The sequence below is a fragment of the Cellulomonas pakistanensis genome, from assembly GCF_016862755.1.
In the GTDB taxonomy this organism is placed as follows: domain Bacteria; phylum Actinomycetota; class Actinomycetes; order Actinomycetales; family Cellulomonadaceae; genus Cellulomonas; species Cellulomonas pakistanensis.
The window spans coordinates 1-19,701 of the sequence record NZ_BONO01000007.1 but is presented as its reverse complement, the minus strand read 5'-3'; the positions used below and the strand labels follow the sequence as shown (position 1 = coordinate 19,701).

Genomic DNA, 19,701 nt, shown 5'->3' with positions numbered 1-19,701 from the left:
GCCGCGGCGCCGCGCGCCCGGTGCCGCCACCGGCGGGAGAGCGGTAGCGCTCCCACGCCCGCCGGTCGCCCGACAGGGTGGACCCGGCCCGCCGCCGGAGAGCACAATCCCCGCCATGGCGCACGGCATCGTCGACGTGGCCCGGGCTGCCGGGGTGTCCACCGCGACCGTGTCGCGCGCCCTGCGCGGCCTGCCGAACGTCACGGCCGCCACGCGCGAGCGCGTCCGGCGCGCCGCCGAGGAGCTCGGCTACGTGCCGTCGCCGTCCGCCGCGTCGCTGGCCAGCGGGCGCACCCGGACGATCGGGCTGATCACGCCCTGGGTGGCGCACTGGTTCTTCGCCAACGTGATCGAGGGGGCCGAGCGCGCCCTGCGGGTCGAGGACTTCGACGCGCTGCTCTACACGTTCGAGGTGTCCCGGGAGGTCCGGCGGCTGCGCCTCGACCCGGACGTGCTGCGGCGGCGGGTGGACGGCGTGCTGGTGGTCGGGCTGCCGCTGGAGGCGGAGGAGGTCGCGCTGCTGGAGCAGCTCGGCTACCCGCTGGTGTTCGTCGGCGCCGGCGCGCCCGGGCACGTCACGGTCGGCCTCGACGACGTGGCGACCGCCCGGCGTGCGGTCGCGCACCTCGCCGACCTCGGGCACCGGGTGATCGCGCACCTGTCGGGCCAGCCGGACGACACCCTCCCGTGGTCCCCGGCGGTGCGCCGGGCGGAGGGCTGGCGCCTCGAGCTGGCGTCCCGGGGGCTGCCGACCGACGGGCTCGAGGTGCACGGGCACTTCGACGTGCGGGGCGGGCGCGCGTCGACCCACGGGCTGCTCGACCGCCGCCCGGACGTGACCGCGGTGTTCGCGGCCTCGGACGAGATGGCGATGGGCGCCCTGCTCGCGCTGCGGGACCGGGGGCTGCGGGTGCCCGAGGACGTGTCGGTGGTCGGGGTCGACGGGCACGACATGGGCGAGCACCTCGGGCTGACCACGATGGTGCAGAGCGCGCAGGAGCAGGGGGTGACCGCGGCCTCGATGCTGCTCGAGATGATCACCGGCGCGCCGGTCCCGGACGAGGTGCTGTTCCCGACCGCGCTGGTCGAGCGCGGGTCGACTGCACTCCCACGTGACCAAATCGTGACAAGTCGGAACCCGTCAGGTGGTTGTGCGCCAGCCATGTAAACGCTTGCATATAGCCCACGCACCGAGGCGTCCTGCCTCGGCCTGAGCAACCACGACGAGGTGGAGGCAACGCATGATGAGGATCCGTCGTCGCGGCACGAGCGCCGCGGTGGCCGGCGGGCTCGGGCTGGCGCTCGCGCTCACGGCCTGTTCCGGTGGGGGCGACTCCGGGGACGAGGGCACGGACAGCGGCGGCGACACCGGCGCCGCGACCGAGATCGACTGCGCTCCCTACGAGGAGTTCGGCGACCTCGAGGGCACGAGCGTGTCGATCTACACGTCGATCGTCGAGCCCGAGCAGCAGACGCAGGAGGACTCCTACGACCCGTTCGAGGAGTGCACCGGCGTCACGGTCGAGTACGAGGGCTCGCGCGAGTTCGAGGCGCAGCTCCTGGTCCGCATCCAGGCGGGCAACGCGCCGGACATCGCGTACCTGCCCCAGCCGGGCCTGCTGCGCACGATCGTCCAGGACTTCCCGGACGCCATCAAGCCGGCGCCCGACGCCACCGCCGCGAACGTCGACGAGTTCTTCAACCCGGCGTGGAAGGAGTACGGCACCGTCGACGGCACGTTCTACGCGGCCCCGCTGGGCTCCAACGTGAAGTCCTACGTCTGGTACTCGCCGGCGATGTTCGAGGACGCGGGCTACGAGGTCCCCGAGACCTGGGACGACCTGCTCGCGCTGTCCGACCAGATCGTCGACGACGGCGCCATGCCCTGGTGCGCCGGCGTCGAGTCCGGTGACGCGACCGGCTGGCCGCTGACCGACTTCATCGAGGACGTGGTGCTGCGCACCGCCGGCCCCGAGGTCTACGACCAGTGGGTCAACCACGAGATCCCGTTCAACGACCCGCAGATCGTCGAGGCGTGGGACACGACCGGCGAGATCGTCAAGAACGACGAGTACGTCAACGCCGGCCTGGGCGGCGTCGACTCGATCGCCACGACGCCGTGGACGGACGCGGGCTACCCGATCCTCGACGGCACCTGCTGGCTGCACCGCGCGGCGAACTTCTACGCCACGCAGTGGCCGGAGGGCACCGAGGTCGCGCCCGACGGCGACGTCTACGCGTTCTACCTGCCGAACACCGACACGGACACCCGTCCGGTGCTCGTCGGCGGCGAGTTCGTGGCGGCGTTCGACGACCGTCCCGAGGTGCAGGCGTTCCAGACGTACCTGGCGTCGGCGGACTGGGCCAACACCAAGGCCACGACCACGCCGATGGGCGGCTGGGTCAGCGCCAACAACGGCCTGGACCCGGAGAACCTCGCGACCGAGTTCGACCAGCTCTCCGCGGAGATCCTGGCCGACGAGGACGCGGTCGTCCGGTTCGACGGCTCGGACCTCATGCCCGGCGAGGTCGGGGCGGGGACCTTCTGGACGGCCATCGTCGACTGGCTGACGGGGGCGTCCACCGAGGAGGTCACCGACCAGGTCGAGCAGTCCTGGCCCGCGGCGTCCTGACGTCGCACGTATCGGCTGACGGCCGGTCCGCCCCCGGGGAGCACCCGGGGGCGGACCGGTCGCCCGGGCTCAGGAGGTCCACATGGGTTGGTTGACGAGTGCGAGCACCACCGGCGAGAAGTTCGCGGTGATGTTCCTGGCGATCGCGCTGTTCGTGGTCGTGATGGGCGCGATCCTGTTCCTGGTCGACAGGCCGAAGCGGGTGCCGCGCTGGGTGGTGGCGACCGCGTTCGCCGGGCCGGCGCTGCTGCTGCTGGCCTGGGGCCTGGTGCGGCCGGCCCTCATCACGGTGTGGAACTCGTTCTTCGACAAGCGCGGGAACGAGTTCATCGGGGTGGACAACTACACCCGCGTGCTCACCGGCGGCCAGTTCCAGAGCGTGCTCACGAACACGGCGATCTGGGTGATCCTCGTACCGATCGCGTCCACGCTGATCGGCCTGGTCTACGCGGTCCTGGTCGACCGCACGCGGTTCGAGAAGCTGGCGAAGGCGCTGGTCTTCGTCCCGATGGCGATCTCGATGGTCGGCGCGTCGATCATCTGGAAGTTCGTCTACGAGTTCAAGCCGGACCAGCCGGGCGTGAACCAGACCGGCCTGCTCAACCAGGTGCTGGTCTGGGTGGGGCTGCCCCCGCAGCAGTTCCTCATCAACTCCCCGCTGAACACCCTGTTCCTCATCGTCGTGATGGTCTGGATCCAGACCGGGTTCGCGATGACGGTGCTGTCCGCGGCGATCAAGGCCATCCCGGACGACATCGTCGAGGCCGCGCGCCTCGACGGCCTGCACGGGATCAAGATGTTCCGGTTCATCACGGTGCCGACGATCCGGCCGGCGCTCGTCGTCGTCCTCACCACGATCGCGATCGGCACGCTCAAGGTGTTCGACATCGTCCGCACCATGACGGGCGGGCAGTTCGACACCCAGGTGATCGCGAACGAGTTCTACACCCAGGCGTTCCGGCAGAACAACCAGGGCCTGTCCGCCGCGCTCGCGGTGATCCTGTTCGTCCTGGTGATCCCGATCGTCATCTACAACGTGCGGCAGCTGCGCAAGTCGGAGGAGATCCGATGACGACCACACCCCTGCCTCCCACCGGGGCCGTCCCCCAGGCCGTCGAGGAGGTCGCGGAGCCGCAGGCCCCCGGCCGCCGCCGGCTCAGCCGCCTGGAGAAGCGGGCGATCGCCACCAAGGGCAAGCTGTCGTCGCCCTGGGCGTCCGCGCTGGCGATCATCATCGCGATCCTCTGGACGCTGCCGTCCGTCGGCCTGCTGGTCACGTCGTTCCGGCCCGAGCTCGACATCCGGCGCTCCGGCTGGTGGACCGTGTTCGCCGGCCTGTTCAACGGCGAGTCCGAGTTCACGCTCGACAACTACGACCAGGCGCTCTACGGCTCGGGCGCGAACCTGTCGACGTACTTCGTCAACTCGTTCGTCATCACGATCCCCGCGGTGGTCATCCCCATCACCATCGCGCTCCTCGCGTCCTACGCGTTCGCGTGGATCGACTTCCGGGGCCGCAACATCCTGTTCGTGGCCGTGTTCGCGCTGCAGGTGGTCCCGCTGCAGGTCGCGCTGGTCCCGCTGCTGCGGGACTACGTGAACCTCGGCGTCGAGGGGTCGTTCTGGACGGTCTGGCTGTCGCACTCGATCTTCGGCCTGCCGCTGGCGATCTTCCTGCTGCACAACTTCATGAAGGACATCCCCTCGTCCCTCGTGGAGGCGGCCCGCGTCGACGGCGCCGGGCACGTGAAGATCTTCTTCCAGGTGCTGCTGCCGCTGCTGGTCCCCGCCATCGCGGCGTTCGGCATCTTCCAGTTCCTCTGGGTGTGGAACGACCTGCTGGTCGGCCTCACGTTCGCGAACACCGGCTCGCGGCCGCTCACCGTGGCGGTCGCCGAGATGGCCGGCAGCCGCGGCGGCGACTGGCACGTGCTCACCGCCGGCGCGTTCATCTCGATGATCGTGCCGCTGGTCGTGTTCATCGCGCTGCAGCGGTACTTCGTCCGCGGCCTGCTGGCGGGCTCCGTCAAGGGCTGACGCGCACCGGGGCGCCCGGGGTGGCCGTAGGCTCCCCGGGTGCCCCTGCCCGCGCCCGCGCTGTTCGCCGTCTCCGGGCTGGCGCAGTACGGCGGCGCCGCCCTCGCGGTCGCCCTGTTCGCGGTGATGCCGTCGCCGACCGTCGCGTGGCTGCGGATCGCCGCGTCCGCGCTGGTGCTGCTCGCCTGGCGCCGGCCGTGGCGGGCGCGGTGGACCCGGGCGGACCTGGCCGCTGCCGCGGCGTTCGGGGTCGTGCTCGCCGCGATGAACGTGTCGTTCTACGTGGCGATCGACGTGCTGCCGCTCGGCACGGCGGTGGCCATCGAGTTCCTCGGGCCGGTCGCCGTCGCCGCCGTCACCGGGCGGACCTGGCGGGAGCGGCTCGGCATCGTCGTCGCGGCGGCGGGCGTCGTCGCGCTCGCGGGCGTCGAGCTGAGCACCGGCGGCGAGGACTCCGTGCGCGGCCTCGTCGCGATCGGGATCGCGGCGGCGTGCTGGGCGGGCTACATCCTGCTCGGCCGCCGGGTCGCGCAGGGCGCCCGCCGGTCGGCGGCCGCGGCGCCCGCGGAGCGGCCGGGCCCCGACGGCATCACGTCGCTGGCCGTGGGCATGACGGCGGGCGCGCTCGTCGGCGCGCCGTTCCTCGCCGGGGCGGCGGCGCCGGTGCTGGGCGACGCGGCGCTGGCCGCGGCGGTGCTCGGCATCGCCGTGCTGTCCTCGGTCGTCCCGTACGCGATCGAGCAGGTGGTGCTCCGCCGGGTCACGGCCGCGACGTTCGCCGTGCTGCTCGCGATGCTGCCCGCGACGGCCGCCGTGGTCGGGGCGGTCGCCCTGCGGCAGTGGCCGCACGGCTGGGAGGTCGTCGGTCTCGCGTGCGTGACCGCGGCGATCGTGCTGACGGCGACGCGCCGCGCGCCCGGCGCCGCCGAGCCTGCCTGACGCGCGCGCCGCGCCTGCCGCCGCGCCGCGCCTGCCGCCCCGCGCCCCGCGCGCCGCCGCGCGCGCCGCTGCGCGCGCGCCGAGCTTGCAGAAGTTGCGGGCTTCGCACGGGTCGAACCCCGCAACTTCTGCAAGCTCGGCGAACGGGGGCCGGGGTTCGAGGGTGCTAGAGGTACTGCCCGGGGCCGGGGTCAGCGCCCGGGGTGCCCGGGGCCGCGCCCGGGCCGGCCGGGCCGTGGCCGCCCGGCAGGGCGCGCCGCATCTGCGTGAGCTGCGCCTGCGCCGCCATCTGCTGCGCCACCAGCGCGGTCTGGATGCCGTGGAACAGGCCCTCGAGCCAGCCGACGAGCTGCGCCTGCGCGATCCGCAGCTCGGCGTCGCTCGGGGTCTGCTCGTCGGCGAACGGCAGCGTGATCCGGTGCAGCTCGTCGATGAGCTCGGGGGACAGGCCGTCCTCGAGCTCGTGCAGCGATCGCTCGTGCACCTCCGCGAGCCGGGCCCGCGCCGCCTCGTCGAGCGGCGCGCTGCGCACCTCGTCGAGCAGCTGCTTGATCATCGTGCCGATCCGCATGACCTTCGCGGGCTGGCCGACGGAGGCGGCGGCCTCCTCGGCGGTGCCGGCCTGCCCGGGGGCGCCGGCCTCACCCGGGGCGCCGGCGGGCGTGCCGTCCGCGTCGGCGGGGGCGCCGCCGCCGAGCACGACGACGCGGGGGCGCTGCGGTCCGGTCGTGGAGTCGCTCATGCGCGCCATCCTGCCGCGACCGGCCCCCGTCGGCACCCCTGGCGTGGTGGGCCGCCGGGGGTCAGGGGACCAGCAGCACCTTGCCGAACACCTCGCCGGAGTCCAGCAGCCGGTGCGCGTCCGCGGCGCGGGCGAGCGGGAGCCGCGCGTGCACCACGGGGCGGAGCCGGCCGTCGGACAGCATCGGCCAGGCGTGCTCCCGCACATCCGCGACGATCCGCTCCTTCTCGGCCGGCGGTCGCGCCCGCAGCGTGGTGCCGATGACGCTCGCGCGGCGGGCCATGAGCAGGCCGAGGTCGATCTCCCCGCGCGCCCCGCGCTGCGTCCCGATGACGACGAGCCGGCCGCCGGTGGCGAGCGCCGCGAGGTTCGTCGCCAGCCCGCCGGCGCCCAGCACGTCGAGCACCACGTCGGCGCCGTGGCCGCCGGTCGCCGCCCGCACCGCCTCGGCCACGTCCTGCGTGCGGTGGTCGACGACGGTCCGGGCGCCGAGCGCGCGGCACCGCTCCGCCCGCTCCGCGCCGCCGGCGGTGGCGACGACGTGCGCGCCGAGCGCGGCGCCGAGCTGCACCGCCACGGACCCGACGCCGCCGGAGCCGCCCTGGACCAGCAGCACCTCGCCGGCGGCGAGCCGCCCGGCGTCCACGACGTTCGTCCACGCCGTGAGCAGCGCCTCCGGCAGCCCGGCGGCGTCCACCAGGTCCAGCTCGTCGGGCACCGGGAGGAGCAGGCCGGCCGGCACGGTCACGAGCGTCGCGTAGCCGCCGCCGGGCAGCAGCGCGGCCACCCGCGCGCCGAGCGGCCACGCGCCGGCGTCCACGCCGGGCCCGTGACCTGCGACGACGCCCGACACCTCGAGCCCCGGCCAGTCCGGCGCCCCGGGCGGCGGCGGGTACCGGCCCTCGCGCTGCAGCAGGTCCGCGCGGTTCACGCCGGCCGCCGCGACCCGCACCAGCACCTCGCCCGGACCGGGCTCGGGATCCGGCCGCACGGCGGCCTCCAGCCGGTCGGGTCCGCCCGGGCTCTTGACCTCCACCACGTCCACCGTGCGAGCCTACGCACCGTGTCGTCGCAGGACACGGGTGGATGAATCCTCACGATGCGCTCATGTGAGGGCCCGAGGGCGCCGATGAGGTTCGAACGGGCACCTCCGACGGGTGCCCGCACCCGGCCGCGCCCCGCGCGGCTCCCGGGTGGACGCGAGGATCGGGAGGCAGGTCGACATGCTGCGCAGGCTCGGCATCCGCACCAAGGTGCTGGCGGTCCTCGCGCTGCCCGTGCTCGTCCTGCTGCTGACCGCGGCCTACATCACCGCCCAGTCGGTCGGCGCGGCGCGCACCGCCGCCAACGTCAGCGACATCGTCGACGTCCTGCCCCAGTACGCCCGCACCGCCGAGGCGCTGCAGCAGGAGCGGACGCTGTCCGTGCAGACGGTCGCCGGCGACGCGCTGGGCGGCAACCTCCAGGTGGCGCGCGACGCCACCGACGAGTCGATCGCCGCGCTCGACGCCGCGCTGGCCGAGGTCGACCTCTCCGCGCTGGACGCCCGCGTCGGCGAGGCCGTCGAGAACTCGGCCAACCAGCAGGTCGAGCTCGCGGACATCCGCGGGCGCATCGACGCCGGCTCCATCCCCGAGTCGCTGGTCGACAGCAACTACTCGGACATCGTCACCGCCGAGAACGACGTGCCGGTCGTCGTCGCCGAGACCCTCTCCGAGCGGTCCCTCGCGTCGCGCCTGTCCGCGTACGGCGCGATCGCCGACACGATCGAGCAGGTGCTCCGCGCGCAGCCGATCGCCACCGAGGTGCTGCAGAACGACGGCGCGGACTCCGCGCAGGTCCGGGACCTCGCCTCCCTGTTCGCGGTCCAGGACAACTCCCGCTCCGAGGCGCGGAACCAGACCAACAGCCTGCGGCTCGACGGCATCCAGCTGCCGTCCCGCAACGCCGACCTGACGGCCATGCAGATCTCCCTGGTCTCCGGCAACGAGCTGACCGTGTCGGCGCTGCAGGAGACCCGGTGGAACGGCCTGGTGAACTCCGAGCTCGCCGCCCTGCGCCCTGTCGCCGAGGACCTGCTCGAGTCCGCCTCCGGGCGCGCGTCCGTCATCGCCAACCAGGCGCGCGACCAGGCCTTCCTCACCGCCGGCTCGACCCTCGCCGCCGCGGCCCTGTCGATCGTCATCGCCCTGTTCGTCTCCCGCGGGATCGTCGTCCCGATGCGCCGCCTCACCGCGGCCGCCGGCACGGTCCGCGAGGAGCTGCCGCGCCTGGTCGAGCAGGTGGCGGTCCCGGGCGAGAGCCCCGACCTCACGCTCGCCGACATCCCGGTCGAGTCCCAGGACGAGGTCGGCCGCCTGGCCCAGGCCTTCAACGACGTCAACGCCACCACCATCCAGGTGGCCCGCGAGCAGGCGGCCCTCCGCGGCTCCATCGCCGAGATGTTCGTCAACGTCGCCCGCCGCGACCAGGTGCTGCTCGGCCGCCAGCTGTCGTTCATCGACCAGCTCGAGCGCTCCGAGGAGGACCCGGCGGTCCTCGCCAACCTGTTCCGCCTGGACCACCTCGCCACGCGTATGCGCCGCAACGCGGAGTCGCTGCTCGTGCTCGCCGGCATCGACTCCGGCCGCCGGCTGCGCGAGGCCATGCCGCTGTCCGACGTGGTCCGCACCGCGTCCTCCGAGATCGAGCAGTACGACCGCGTGCAGCTCGAGCTCGACGCCGACCCGCTGATGCACGGCTTCAACGCCCTGGGCGCCGCGCACCTGCTCGCCGAGCTGCTCGAGAACGCGACGCTGTTCTCGGAGCCCGGCACCCCGGTCGTCGTGCAGACCGGCGTCGAGGGCGACCACGTCGTCGTCCGGGTCGTCGACCAGGGCCTGGGCATGTCCCCGGACGAGATCGCCGCGGCCAACGCCACGATCGCCTCGACGTCGCCGACCGAGGCGCTGGGCGCGCAGCGCCTGGGCCTGTTCGTGGTGGCCCGCCTGTCGCAGCGGCTCGGCGCCGAGGTCTTCCTCAAGCGCGCGAAGGGCGAGCTCTCGGGCACGGCCGCCGTCGTGCGGTTCCCGGTGGCGCTGTTCACGGCGAACGACCCGGCCCTCGCCGGCCCGGCCCGCTCCGCGGGGACCGGCACCGGCTCGCTGCCCACCGTCGAGGCGCCCGTGGCGGTCCCCGTCGACCTGGCCGCGCTGACCGACGGCGCCACCTCGACGGGCCTGCCGAAGCGCCGCACCGCCGGCGACGCCACCCCCTCCGCCCCGGCTGCGCCCGCCGCGCGGTCCGAGGTCCCCGCCGAGCAGGACGTCGTCCTCCCGGCCCCGGCGGAGGCGACCCTCGCGCCCGAGGTCGCGGCCGAGGCCGGCGGGTGGACCCCGCTCGTCGCCCCGTCCGAGGACGCCCCGGCGGCGCTGCCGTCCCGCGGCTCGCTGCCCACCCGCGGCGGCCTGCCGTCCCGCACCCCGGCCGCCCCCGTCGAGGAGCCCGAGGCCCCGGCCGCGGCCCCCGCCGGCCCGCGCGCCGGGCTGTTCTCCGGCTTCCGCGGCCGCGACGCCCTCGCTGCGTCGCCCGCCGAGGGCGACGCACCGGCGGCCGAGCCCGCCGCCGACCGCGCGCCGATCACCTCGCCCGCCGAGGTGCGGTCGATCGTCGACGAGCTGGTCGACCACGAGCCCGAGCTGTCCGCCGCGGACCACGCCCGGTTCGACGCGCTGTCCGCGCCGCTCACGGGCGAGCTGCCGATCGTCCCGGCGCCGCACGCCGCGCCGGCCGCCGAGCCCGAGCACGCCGAGCCCGAGCAGACCCCCGAGCCCGCCGCCGAGCAGGACCACCCGGCGCAGCCCGAGGTGCCCGCCGAGCCCGAGGCCCCGGCCGCGGTCCCCGCCCTGGTCGTGCCGGGCCTGGTCCCGGACGAGCCGGCGGACGAGGCGTGGGCCTCGTGGTCCGCGCCCGCCCCTGCCGCGCCGGCGACCGAGCAGCCCTCGTGGGCCGCGCAGGCGGAGCCCGCCCCGGCCGCCCCCGCGGCGGTCGCACCCGCCGCCGAGGCGCCGGCCGCGTGGTCGGACGCGCCCGCCGAGCCCGCGCCGGCACCCGTCCGGCGCACCGACGAGACGGCGGAGCTCGCCGCGCCGGTGCCCCCGGTCACGGCGCTGCCGAGCCGCGTGCCGTCGGCGCCCGCCGTGTCCGTCCCGCCGGCCGCGCAGGTCCCGCCGGCCGTGGGCCCGGCCGCGCAGGCCCCGGCCGCGCAGGCCCCGGCCGCGCAGCCGCAGGCCCCGGCCGCCCCGGCGCTGCCCGACTTCACCGCGCTGGTGCAGGGCGACGGTGCCGCGGCCGAGCAGGACCGCCGGCCGCGCAAGCGCCGCTCGCTGTTCTCCTTCGGCCGCAAGGCCGCGCCCGCCGAGGACGCCGCCGCGCCGGCCCCGCAGGCGCCGGCCCCCGGCCGCACGCCGGCCTGGCCCGCGACGTCCGCGCCCGCGGGCGCCCAGCAGGCGCCGCAGCCGCAGCCCGTCGCACCGCCGCAGCCCGTCGCACCGCCGCAGCCCGTCGCGCCCGCGGCGCAGGCCCCCGCGCCGGCGCCCGTCCCCGCGCCGCCGGCGGTGTCGCACACCTGGCAGCCCGCCGCCGCGGTCGAGGAGCAGCCGCGCGGCCTCGCCCCGCAGTGGTCCGCGACCCCCGCCCCGCAGGCGGAGCCCGCCGGCTGGGCCACGCCGGCCGAGCCCGCGCAGGCCGCCGGCGCGTACCCGGGTCCGGGCGCCTCGACGCCGGCGTGGTCCGCCGCGCCCGCGGCCGAGCCGCAGGCCCCGGTCGCCGAGCCCGGGCCGTCCTGGTCCGCCGCGCCCGCGTGGTCGGCCCCGGCCGAGCCCGCGTGGTCGCCCGAGGCGCCGGCGCAGCAGGCCGAGCCGGCGTGGGTCCCGCAGGCCCCGGCCGCCGCGGCCCCGCTGCCGACCCGGACCCGCGGCGAGGTCCCGCCGCCGGCCCCGGAGCCGGTCGCCGCGCCGTCCGAGCGCCGGCCGCACCGCGACATGAGCGCGTGGGCGTCCTCGTGGTCGCCGGACGGCGCCACCGTGCCGCAGCCGGCCCCCGCGCCGTCGTGGTCGGCGCAGCCGGCCGCCGCCGCGGCCCCGGCCGCCGACCAGTCCCGCCGGCCCGGCGCGCTCGACGCGGAGGCGGCGCAGATGCTCGCCCTGCGGGCCGACATCCAGGAGCAGGCGTTGAGCGAGCTGAGCCAGCTGTCCGCGTACCGGCCGAAGGTCGACGTGCCCGCCGGCGGCTCCCTGACCCGCCGCGTGCCGACCGCCATCCCGGCCGCGCCCGAGATCTCGCAGCCCGACTCCGGGCAGGCGCCGGCGCGTGACGCCGACAGCCTGCGCGACCGGCTGTCGAGCTTCCAGTCCGGCAGTCGTCGGGGGCGTCGTGCCCTCGCGGACGCCGACCCGGGCCAGGACGGCGCCATGCCGGCCGAGCCCAGCACCGAGCCCGACTCCCAGCCGTCGCCGTCATGGTGACACCCGTCCCCGCAGCCGCGCCCGCGCCTGCATCACGTCAGGAGGATGTGTGACCACCCTCAGCACCGAGGCAGCCAACTTCGGCTGGCTCCTGGACAACTTCGTCCGGACCGTGCCCGGCACCCGGCACACGCTGGTGGTGTCGGCCGACGGTCTGCTCATGGCCATGTCCGAGCAGCTCGACCGCACCAGCGGCGACCAGCTCGCGGCGATCGTGGCGGGCATGTCGAGCCTGACCCGGGGGGCGGCGCGCCAGCTCCGCGCCGGCGACGTGCGGCAGGCGATCGTGGAGATGGACAACCTGTTCCTCTTCCTGATGAGCGTGTCGAACGGCTCCGTCCTCGCGGTCGTCGCCGACGCCACCTGCGACGTGGGCCTCATCGGCTACGAGATGGCGATGCTCGTCTCGCGGACCGAGGCCACCCTGACGCCGCAGCTCATCACCGAGATGCGCGGCAGCCTCCCCGTCGACGGCGCCACGCGCGCTCCCAGCGTGTGAGGTAGCCGATGAGCGAGAGCGAGTTCGAGACCAGGACCGTCCGCCCGTACGCCCTCACCGGCGGCCGGGTGCGGTCCGAGCGGTCCGACTACCCGATCGAGGCGCTGGTGGAGATGCTGCCGGCCGGCGTCTCGGGCCAGGGCCTGACCCCCGAGAAGCGGGCGATCCTGCAGCACGCGTCGCACGGCTACATCTCCATCGCGGAGCTGTCGGCCCTGCTGCACCTGCCCCTGGGCGTGACGCGGGTCGTCGTGTCCGACCTGGCGGACGCCGGATTCGTCCGCGTGCACACGTCGACCCCGGTCGACACGACCACCGGCGAGTCGCCCGCCCTGTCCCTCAGCGTCCTGGAGAGTGTTCTCAATGGCATTTCCGCCCTCTGACGCCGTGGCCACCGGCCAGGCCGCCGTGCCCACCGCCCGCCCCTCGGGGGACGCCGGCGAGACGGGCGCCGCGCCCACCGTCGTGAAGATCGTCGTGGCGGGCGGCTTCGCCGTCGGCAAGACGACGTTCATCGGGTCGATCTCCGACATCGAGCCGCTCAACACCGAGGCCGCCATGACGGAGCACTCGGTCGGCATCGACGACGCGGGCGGCCAGTCCGAGCGCAAGACGTCGACGACGGTCGCCATGGACTTCGGCCGCATCGCGCTGCCGGGCTCGCTGTGGCTGTACCTGTTCGGCACCCCGGGCCAGGACCGCTTCCTGTTCATGTGGGACGACCTGGTGCGCGGCGCGATCGGCGCGGTCGTGCTGGTCGACACCGACCGCCTGGACCAGTGCTTCCCCGCCGTCGACTACTTCGAGTCGCGCGGCATCCCGTTCGTCGTGGGCGTGAACTGCTTCGACGGCGTGGCCAAGCACCGCCTGGAGGACGTGCGCGAGGCGCTCGCCATCCCGGCGCACACCCCGGTGCTCTACACCGACGCGCGCTCGCGCACCGCGACCAAGCAGACGCTGATCCAGCTCGTGCAGCTCGCGATGGAGCGGCTCCGCAAGAACGCCGCGTGACGGCCTGACCCGCACGCCCCGCTACAGTGCGGGGCGTGCGGGTCTACGCCGACGGCTCGGCGCTCGTCCGCTACCTGCCCTTCCCCGAGCACTCGGTGGACTGGCAGCGGTGGGCGGAGCGGCACGGGCCCGACCTCCTCGTCACGTCGCTGTCCCTGAGCGAGCTGCGCCACGCGGCCGCCACGGCACCGGCGCACGTCCGTGCGCGCGCGCACGCCGCCGTCGACCGGCTCGAGGTCGCGCGGTTCTCGGACCAGGCCGTGGCCGCGGCGGCGATGTCGACCGCCGTGCTGTCGCCGTTCGCGTCCCTCCACCTCGGCGTCGCGCTCGCGCACCCGGGGGTCACGGCGTTCGCCTCGTACGACGTGCGGCTCGCGTCCGTCGCGGCGCTGCACGGGCTCGAGGTGGTCTCGCCCGGCCTGCCGGACCGCTGGTGGGACGCCGCGGCCTGACGGCGCGTGCCGGCGTCAGAGCACGAGGTGCAGGCGGCGCTCCGAGACGTCGAGCGTGACGCTCTGGCCCCACGTCGCGGTCAGCCGGTCGGCCTCCAGCCCGTCGCCGAACACCACGAGCTCGTCCGACTCCACCGCGATCTCGAGCCCGGCACCCGGCTCCAGCAGCCCCGCAGTGAGGCCCGCCCCCGTCGTGGGTGACGGCCACGCCTCGCGCACGAACCAGGCCAGCACGGGCGCGCCCGGCGCCGGCAGCGGGGGAGCGTCCGCCCGGCCGCGCGCGAGCGACGCGGCCCACCCGGTGGCGCCCGTCCCGGTGGCGACGACGAGCCCCGACGACGACTGCCGCTCGACCGCGCCGCCCGGCACCCGCAGCCGGTACCGCGCCGACTGGTGCGAGCGGTGCCCGACGAAGACCTCGTTCAGCGCGTCCAGGCGGGTGCCGTCGTCCAGCCGCGCCCGCACCAAGGCCCGCTGCTCGACCCGCGCCCGGCCGGCGACCACGGCCGCGAGCACCGCGGGCACGGCCGCGGCGCGGTGCCGGACCAGCACACCGGGGTTGCGGCCCGGCTCGGGGTCGACCCCGACCACCGGCTGGCCGCCGACGTACTTGGCGGTGTTGGCGACCAGGCCGTCGGGCCCGACCACCAGCACCACGTCCTCGGGCTCGAACGCGAACCGGTGCAGGTCCGCCCGCTCGACCTCGCCGCGCCGCCAGTCGACGGGGATCGCGGTGCGGGTCCGGGCGAGCGCGTCGGCCAGGGCGTCGTGCCGCTCCTGCACCTCGGCGAGCGTGCGGCCGCGGGTGCGGAGGAAGAACTCCACCTGGCCGCGGGTGCCGTGCCGGTCGACGAGCTCGTCGAGCTCGCTGCGCCGGTGCACCACGACCGCGCGGGGGGCGAGGGCCACGGTCACTCGCCCCCCGCGGTGCCGGCCGGGGCGCCGCGCCCGGCCAGCGCGGTGAGCGCGCCGGTGAGCACGTCCGGGGTGAGCGTGAGCTGCCCGACCTGGGGCAGGTTGGCGGCGAGCTCCTTCGCGGCCAGCGCCAGCAGCACGGCCTGGGGGACCTCGGCGTAGGCGGCGAGCCGGGCCTGCTCGGCGGCGGCCTCGGCCTCGCCCCGCAGGCGGGCCGCGTCGGCCTCGGCCACGGCGAGCACGCCCTGCCGCTCGGCGCGGGCCCGGGCCTCGACCAGCGCGGCCGCGGCGGCCTCCTCGGCCCGGGCGCGGGCGTTGGTGCCCTCCTGCAGCACGAGCTGCTGCTCGCGGCCCGCCAGCTCGATCCGGTTGCCCAGCTCGTTCTCCGCGATCGCCCGCTCGCGCTCGACGGCCAGCGCCCGGCGCTCGTAGGTCGACCGGTCCGCCTCGGCCTGGGCCGCCTCGCGGGCCGGCGTCTGCAGCGCCTTCTCCAGGTCGGCGTCGGCGCGGACCGACCGGACCCGCGCGCCCAGCACCGTGAGGCCCGTGGCGTGCACGCGGACGTCGGCCAGGAGCGCCGCGGTGACCTGCTCGCGCAGCGGGCCGGCGCCCGACGAGATCGCCTCGCGCAGCGTCACGCCGGCCAGCGCGTCCATGACGTGGCCGGCCGTGAGCTCGCCGAGCAGGTGCGCGACCTGCTCCAGCGGGTTGCCGGTCCACGCTCCTGTGGTGGGCGAGATCGACAGGTCGAGGCGGGTGGCCGCCAGCTCGGGGTCGGTGAACCGGTAGGACACCGTGACCTGGACCGTGACCTCCTGCAGGTCGGCGGTGCGGGCGTGCGCCACGAGCGGCAGCTCGCGGTCGTCCAGCGGCACCTCGGAGAGGACCGCGCTCAGCGGGCGGAACCAGAACGCGAGCCCGGCACCCGAGCGGCGGAGCGCGCCGTCGTGCAGCTGCACCACGTGCGCGGTCGGCGTCGAGCGCAGGTGCCGCAGGAACGGGTAGCGGGTGATGGTGGCCATCGGGTCCTCCTCGGTGTTTTCTCGTCACACCGACGATAAGACGCCGTCTGGTTTGTCGTCAATCTGACGAGATACGATCACCCGCATGGACGCCCCCGAGGACTGGCCGCGGTTCGCCGTCACCGTCGACCTGGTCGTGCTCACCGTCCGGGACGGCGCGCTGCACGTGCTCCTCGTCCGGCGCGGGGAGGACCCGTGGCGCGGGGCGTGGGCGCTGCCCGGCGGGTTCGTGCGGCCGGTCGAGGACCTGCACGAGGCCGCCGCGCGCGAGCTCGCGGAGGAGACCGGGGTGCACCAGGCGGCCGGGCACCTCGAGCAGCTCGGCTCCTACGGCGCGCCGGACCGGGACCCGCGGATGCGGGTCGTCTCCGTCGCGCACCTCGTGCTCGCGCCGGACCTGCCCGAGCCGACCGCGGGCACCGACGCCGCCGCGGCCGCCTGGGTGCCGGTGGACCGGGTCGCCGGCGACGAGCTGGCGTTCGACCACGCGCGGATCCTGGCCGACGGGGTGGAGCGCGCCCGGGCGAAGCTCGAGTACTCGCCGCTGGCGGCGGCGTTCTGCGCCGAGCGGTTCACGGTCGCCGAGCTCCGCGCGGTCTACGAGGCGGTGTGGGGCCGCGCGCTCGACCCGCGGAACTTCCACCGGAAGGTCACCTCGGCGCCCGGCCTGCTCGTCGACACCGGCGAGCGCCGCACCGAGGGCCGGGGCCGGCCCGCCGCCGTCTACCGCCGCGGGCCGGCGACCACGATCGCCCCGCCGCTGTCGCGGGACTGACCCGGCCCGCCCTACGGTCGGGGCATGACGCAGCTCGACCTCACCGGGCGCACCGCGCTCGTGACCGGATCCACCCAGGGCATCGGCGCCGCGATCGCCGCCGGCCTGGCCCGCGCCGGGGCGCGCGTGGCCGTCAACGGGCGCACCGCGGCCTCGGTCGACGCCGCCGTCGCGCGGCTGGCCGACGAGCACGGGGACGGGCCGGGCTCGTTCCTCGCGGCGCCCGGCGACGTCAGCACCGACGAGGGCGTCGAGGCCGTCCGCGCGGCCGTCCCGGACGCCGACGTGCTGGTGAACAACCTCGGGATCTTCGAGTCCCGCCCCGCGCTGGAGATCACCGACGACGAGTGGCGCCGCTACTTCGAGGTCAACGTGCTCGCCGCCGTGCGGCTGATTCGCGCGTACCTGCCCGGCATGACGGGGCGCGGGTGGGGCCGGGTGCTGAACATCGCCTCCGACTCCGCGGTCGTCATCCCGGCCGAGATGATCCACTACGGCATGTCGAAGACGGCGCTGCTCGCGGTGTCCCGGGGTTTCGCGAAGGAGGCCGCGGGCACGGGCGTCACGGTGAACGCGGTCATCGCCGGCCCGACGCACACCGGCGGCGGCGAGGACTTCGTCTACTCGCTGGTCGAGAAGGACCTGCCGTGGGACGAGGCGCAGCGGGAGTTCATGCGCCGGCACCGGCCGCAGTCGCTGCTGCAGCGGCTGATCGAGCCGGAGGAGATCGCGAACATGGTGGTCTACCTGGCGTCGCCCCTGGCGTCGGCGACGACCGGCGGGGCGCTGCGCGTGGACGGCGGGTACGTGGACGCGATCCTGCCGTAGCGCCGCTGGTAGGGTCGCCGCGTTCACGGGAGGGCTGGCTGAGCGGCCGAAAGCGACGGTCTTGAAAACCGTTGGGGCGTCGAAAGGCGTCCTCGTGGGTTCGAATCCCACGCCCTCCGCTCACGGCTCGACGGCACCTCGCGCTGCCGTCACGCCGACAGCCGAGCGCGTCGGCCGCGCGTCGCCGAGAGGTCGCGGACGGGGCCGTTCGCGCGCCGGAAGGCCCCGATCCGCGACCCCTCGGCGCGCGAGGGGGACGCCGTCACCACGCCGCGCGCTCGGCCAGGCCCAGCGTGTACTCCTCCCAGTACGTGCCTGCCGTGGGGCCGCCGTTGCAGGTGCCGTCGGAGCGCCCGACGGTCTTGATCCACAGGTCGGCGACGTGCGGACCCGTCCCCGTGGCGGCGGGCGCGGCGCCCAGCGCGCGGCCCTCCGGGTTGCACCACACGGTCCCGTCCGGACCGGCCAGCGGGCCGGCGCCGTTGCGGGACGTGTCGACGACGAACGCCTTGCCACCCAGCAGCGCCGACAGGTAGGTGCCGTACGCGACCTCGTGGTCGCTGCTCTGGAAGTTCGACACGTTCACGGAGAACCCGGCGGCGCGGTCGACACCGGCGGCGCGCAGCCGCAGGGCCATCTCGCGGAGCTGGTCGGCGCTCCAGCCGAAGCTGTTGCTGCTGGCGGCGTCGAGGTAGACCTCGGCGCCGGCGGCGCGGTAGGCCTCGACGGAGGCGCGGAGCAGCGAGAGCCGCTCGTCCCGGTCGCCGCACCGCTCCAGGTGCAGCAGGGCGTCCGGCTCGACCACGACCACGGCGCGGGACCCGCGCAGGCCCGCCGCGACGGCGTCGACCCAGGCGCGGTACTCGGCCGCGGTGGCGAACCCGCCGGCGGAGTACGAGCCGCAGTCCCGGTTCGGGATCGCGTACGTGACGAGCACGGGGGTGCGGCCGGCGGCGGCCGCGGCGGCGACGTAGGTCCGGACGGCGCTCGTGCCGTCGGCCGGGCCCAGCCAGCGGGCGGCGCCGCCGCTCGCGGCCTTGTCGAGCAGCGCGGCGTCGGCGGTCCGGCCCTCGGCGCGCGCGGTGGCCGCGGCCCGGGCGACGTCGGACGCCGGGTCGGCGTACTGCGGGGCCGCGGAGAGCACGGTCCGGTAGGTCCGCCCGCCGCCCGCGTCCGTCGACGCGCCGCCGCCGCTGCCCGAGCCGGGGCGCTGGGGGACCGGCAGCGGGGCGGGCAGCGGGAGCGAGACGACCGCGGGCACCCGTGCGCCGGTGGGGGTCGGCGACGACCAGACGCTCGCCCCGGCGGTCGAGATCAGGTAGACGCGGGCGTGGTCCTTCACCACGAGTCGCGCCCCGGCCGCCTGCGCCCCGGCCGACCAGAGCACCGCGCCCGCGGGGGACACGACCTGGAGGTCGCCGGCGGCGGTCACCCGGGCGGACGCCCCGCGCGCGGCGGTGCCCGTCCGCCAGGCGACGGCGTCGCCGCGCGTCAGCACCAGGTCGCCGTCGGCGCGCATCGTCAGCCGCACGTCGCCCGTCGCGATCGACTCCCCGGCGAGCAGCAGGCCGCCCGACGGGACGCGGTCTGCGGCCGCCGCGGTGCGGAGCGCAGGGCCGTTCGTCGTCGACTTCCAGACGAGCGCGCCGGCGGTGTTCACGGTGTACAGCACACCATCGGGCTTGATGATCGTGCGGGCGCCGCGGGACGCCGCGCCGGTGGACCACAGCAGCGCGCCCGATGCCGCGCGCACCTCCAGGGCGCCGGAGGCCTGCTGCACGAGCCGCGCGCCCGGGTTGCCGGTCGTCCCGGTGTGCCAGAGGACCGGGCCGGTGCCGGAGCGCACGGTGACGTCGCCGTCGGGCTGGACCGCGAGCACGTGGGCGCTCCCGACGGCCCGGAGAGACGCCCCCGCGCGCACGACCTGCCCGCTCGTCAGCCGGTCGCCGGCAGGCGCGGCCGCCCGGACCCCGGTCGCCAGCGCGGGCGCGGGTGCCAGGACCACGAGTGCGAGCAGCGCGGCGGTGGCCGCGAGCACGGCGGCGGTCAGCAGCCGGGACCAGGGGGCGGCGGGTCGGGCGGGCAGGGGGCGGGTGCGGCGCGGCATGGCGAGGTCCTCGTCGGGGAACGGCTTTCCCTCCCCATCGGCCGGCCGGCCGGAGGCGTGCCGGGTAGGTGCGGGTGAAGCGGCACCCAGGCGCGCACCCGCCGCACCCGGCGCCCGTCGGGGCCCGGGTGCTCGCCGCCACCGGCGGGCCGTGCGTCGCCGCGACGTCGGTCGAACCGATCACGGCGCTGCGCCGCGCCCTGCGACCCGCGCCGAGGCCGTCAGCTCGAGGTCGCC

Annotated in this window: 17 protein-coding genes and 1 tRNA gene; 13 read left to right on the top strand and 5 right to left on the bottom strand. The window is 76.0% G+C overall.

Features of this window, described 5'->3' with window-relative positions; genetic code table 11:
* Nucleotides 1–115 precede the first annotated feature (115 nt).
* The 5 genes from Cpa01nite_RS06130 to Cpa01nite_RS06110 all read left to right on the top strand — a co-directional run bounded on the left by Cpa01nite_RS06130 (nucleotide 116) and on the right by Cpa01nite_RS06110 (nucleotide 5,609).
* The gene (locus Cpa01nite_RS06130) at nucleotides 116–1,168 is read left to right on the top strand and encodes a LacI family DNA-binding transcriptional regulator (RefSeq protein ID WP_203667871.1); all 1,053 of its coding nucleotides are present in this window, start codon (nucleotides 116–118) and stop codon (nucleotides 1,166–1,168) included.
* 73 nt (nucleotides 1,169–1,241) lie between these two features.
* Nucleotides 1,242–2,633, top strand: coding sequence for an ABC transporter substrate-binding protein (locus tag Cpa01nite_RS06125; RefSeq protein WP_203667870.1), 1,392 nt, complete (start codon nucleotides 1,242–1,244; stop codon nucleotides 2,631–2,633).
* Between the two features lie 82 nt (nucleotides 2,634–2,715).
* Nucleotides 2,716–3,705, top strand: coding sequence for a carbohydrate ABC transporter permease (locus Cpa01nite_RS06120; RefSeq protein ID WP_203667869.1), 990 nt, complete (start codon nucleotides 2,716–2,718; stop codon nucleotides 3,703–3,705).
* Nucleotides 3,702–4,670, top strand: a complete 969-nt coding sequence (locus Cpa01nite_RS06115; protein ID WP_203667868.1) for a carbohydrate ABC transporter permease — start codon at nucleotides 3,702–3,704, stop codon at nucleotides 4,668–4,670. The genes Cpa01nite_RS06120 and Cpa01nite_RS06115 overlap by 4 nt, the downstream gene beginning before the upstream one ends.
* A 39-nt stretch (nucleotides 4,671–4,709) precedes the next feature.
* A complete protein-coding gene (locus Cpa01nite_RS06110) occupies nucleotides 4,710–5,609 on the top strand; it encodes an EamA family transporter (protein ID WP_373307342.1) in 900 nt (299 codons plus the stop codon).
* A gap of 166 nt (nucleotides 5,610–5,775) precedes the next feature.
* Here Cpa01nite_RS06110 and Cpa01nite_RS06105 read toward each other — a convergent pair whose 3' ends face one another.
* Together Cpa01nite_RS06105 and Cpa01nite_RS06100 are read right to left on the bottom strand one after the other, a co-directional pair.
* The gene (locus Cpa01nite_RS06105; protein WP_373307340.1) at nucleotides 5,776–6,360 is read right to left on the bottom strand and encodes a bacterial proteasome activator family protein; all 585 of its coding nucleotides are present in this window, start codon (nucleotides 6,358–6,360) and stop codon (nucleotides 5,776–5,778) included.
* 52 nt (nucleotides 6,361–6,412) lie between these two features.
* Nucleotides 6,413–7,396, bottom strand: coding sequence for an NAD(P)H-quinone oxidoreductase (locus tag Cpa01nite_RS06100; RefSeq protein WP_203667866.1), 984 nt, complete (start codon nucleotides 7,394–7,396; stop codon nucleotides 6,413–6,415).
* Nucleotides 7,397–7,574: 178 nt separating this feature from the next.
* On the opposite strand from Cpa01nite_RS06100, the gene Cpa01nite_RS06095 reads away from it, so the two are divergent.
* The 5 genes from Cpa01nite_RS06095 to Cpa01nite_RS06075 are packed head-to-tail and all read left to right on the top strand — an operon-like array spanning nucleotide 7,575 to nucleotide 13,817.
* Entirely contained in the window at nucleotides 7,575–11,855 is a 4,281-nt protein-coding gene (locus tag Cpa01nite_RS06095) for a sensor histidine kinase (protein ID WP_203667865.1), read from the top strand.
* A 49-nt stretch (nucleotides 11,856–11,904) separates the two neighbouring features.
* Nucleotides 11,905–12,354, top strand: a complete 450-nt coding sequence (locus Cpa01nite_RS06090; RefSeq protein WP_158373465.1) for a roadblock/LC7 domain-containing protein — start codon at nucleotides 11,905–11,907, stop codon at nucleotides 12,352–12,354.
* Between the two features lie 8 nt (nucleotides 12,355–12,362).
* Nucleotides 12,363–12,737, top strand: coding sequence for a DUF742 domain-containing protein (locus tag Cpa01nite_RS06085; protein ID WP_203667864.1), 375 nt, complete (start codon nucleotides 12,363–12,365; stop codon nucleotides 12,735–12,737).
* Nucleotides 12,718–13,365 (top strand): GTP-binding protein, encoded by a 648-nt coding sequence (locus Cpa01nite_RS06080; RefSeq protein WP_239068570.1) that lies wholly within the window; start codon nucleotides 12,718–12,720, stop codon nucleotides 13,363–13,365. Before Cpa01nite_RS06085 ends, Cpa01nite_RS06080 begins: the two co-directional genes overlap by 20 nt.
* Nucleotides 13,366–13,400: 35 nt before the next feature.
* A complete protein-coding gene (locus Cpa01nite_RS06075) occupies nucleotides 13,401–13,817 on the top strand; it encodes a PIN domain-containing protein (protein WP_239068569.1) in 417 nt (138 codons plus the stop codon).
* Between the two features lie 15 nt (nucleotides 13,818–13,832).
* Here Cpa01nite_RS06075 and Cpa01nite_RS06070 read toward each other — a convergent pair whose 3' ends face one another.
* Together Cpa01nite_RS06070 and Cpa01nite_RS06065 are read right to left on the bottom strand one after the other, a co-directional pair.
* Nucleotides 13,833–14,726 carry an NAD(+)/NADH kinase gene (locus Cpa01nite_RS06070; RefSeq protein ID WP_203667862.1) on the bottom strand — a complete coding sequence of 298 codons (894 nt, stop codon included), beginning with the start codon at nucleotides 14,724–14,726 and terminating at the stop codon, nucleotides 13,833–13,835.
* Nucleotides 14,727–14,728: 2 nt separating this feature from the next.
* A complete protein-coding gene (locus Cpa01nite_RS06065) occupies nucleotides 14,729–15,754 on the bottom strand; it encodes an SPFH domain-containing protein (protein ID WP_203667861.1) in 1,026 nt (341 codons plus the stop codon).
* 85 nt (nucleotides 15,755–15,839) lie between these two features.
* Between Cpa01nite_RS06065 and Cpa01nite_RS06060 the strand changes: the two genes are divergently transcribed.
* From Cpa01nite_RS06060 to Cpa01nite_RS06050, 3 genes are all read left to right on the top strand, one after another.
* Nucleotides 15,840–16,529 carry an NUDIX hydrolase gene (locus tag Cpa01nite_RS06060; RefSeq protein WP_203667860.1) on the top strand — a complete coding sequence of 230 codons (690 nt, stop codon included), beginning with the start codon at nucleotides 15,840–15,842 and terminating at the stop codon, nucleotides 16,527–16,529.
* Between the two features lie 24 nt (nucleotides 16,530–16,553).
* Nucleotides 16,554–17,357 carry an SDR family NAD(P)-dependent oxidoreductase gene (locus Cpa01nite_RS06055; protein WP_203667859.1) on the top strand — a complete coding sequence of 268 codons (804 nt, stop codon included), beginning with the start codon at nucleotides 16,554–16,556 and terminating at the stop codon, nucleotides 17,355–17,357.
* 28 nt (nucleotides 17,358–17,385) lie between these two features.
* Nucleotides 17,386–17,476: transfer RNA gene (locus Cpa01nite_RS06050), tRNA-Ser, on the top strand.
* 143 nt (nucleotides 17,477–17,619) lie between these two features.
* Here Cpa01nite_RS06050 and Cpa01nite_RS06045 read toward each other — a convergent pair.
* Nucleotides 17,620–19,464, bottom strand: a complete 1,845-nt coding sequence (locus Cpa01nite_RS06045) for a glycoside hydrolase family 6 protein (RefSeq protein ID WP_203667858.1) — start codon at nucleotides 19,462–19,464, stop codon at nucleotides 17,620–17,622.
* Nucleotides 19,465–19,701 lie beyond the last annotated feature (237 nt).

Excerpts from the sequence above, each read along its gene's own strand:
- Cpa01nite_RS06130 (WP_203667871.1), top strand. The coding sequence starts at position 116 with ATGGCGCACGGCATCGTCGACGTGGCCCGGGCTGCCGGGGTGTCCACC.
- Cpa01nite_RS06125 (WP_203667870.1), top strand. The coding sequence starts at position 1,242 with ATGATGAGGATCCGTCGTCGCGGCACGAGCGCCGCGGTGGCCGGCGGG.
- Cpa01nite_RS06120 (WP_203667869.1), top strand. The coding sequence starts at position 2,716 with ATGGGTTGGTTGACGAGTGCGAGCACCACCGGCGAGAAGTTCGCGGTG.
- Cpa01nite_RS06115 (WP_203667868.1), top strand. The coding sequence starts at position 3,702 with ATGACGACCACACCCCTGCCTCCCACCGGGGCCGTCCCCCAGGCCGTC.
- Cpa01nite_RS06105 (WP_373307340.1), bottom strand. The coding sequence starts at position 6,360 with ATGGCGCGCATGAGCGACTCCACGACCGGACCGCAGCGCCCCCGCGTC.
- Cpa01nite_RS06095 (WP_203667865.1), top strand. The coding sequence starts at position 7,575 with ATGCTGCGCAGGCTCGGCATCCGCACCAAGGTGCTGGCGGTCCTCGCG.
- Cpa01nite_RS06085 (WP_203667864.1), top strand. The coding sequence starts at position 12,363 with ATGAGCGAGAGCGAGTTCGAGACCAGGACCGTCCGCCCGTACGCCCTC.
- Cpa01nite_RS06080 (WP_239068570.1), top strand. The coding sequence starts at position 12,718 with ATGGCATTTCCGCCCTCTGACGCCGTGGCCACCGGCCAGGCCGCCGTG.
- Cpa01nite_RS06065 (WP_203667861.1), bottom strand. The coding sequence starts at position 15,754 with ATGGCCACCATCACCCGCTACCCGTTCCTGCGGCACCTGCGCTCGACG.
- Cpa01nite_RS06060 (WP_203667860.1), top strand. The coding sequence starts at position 15,840 with ATGGACGCCCCCGAGGACTGGCCGCGGTTCGCCGTCACCGTCGACCTG.
- Cpa01nite_RS06055 (WP_203667859.1), top strand. The coding sequence starts at position 16,554 with ATGACGCAGCTCGACCTCACCGGGCGCACCGCGCTCGTGACCGGATCC.
- Cpa01nite_RS06045 (WP_203667858.1), bottom strand. The coding sequence starts at position 19,464 with ATGCCGCGCCGCACCCGCCCCCTGCCCGCCCGACCCGCCGCCCCCTGG.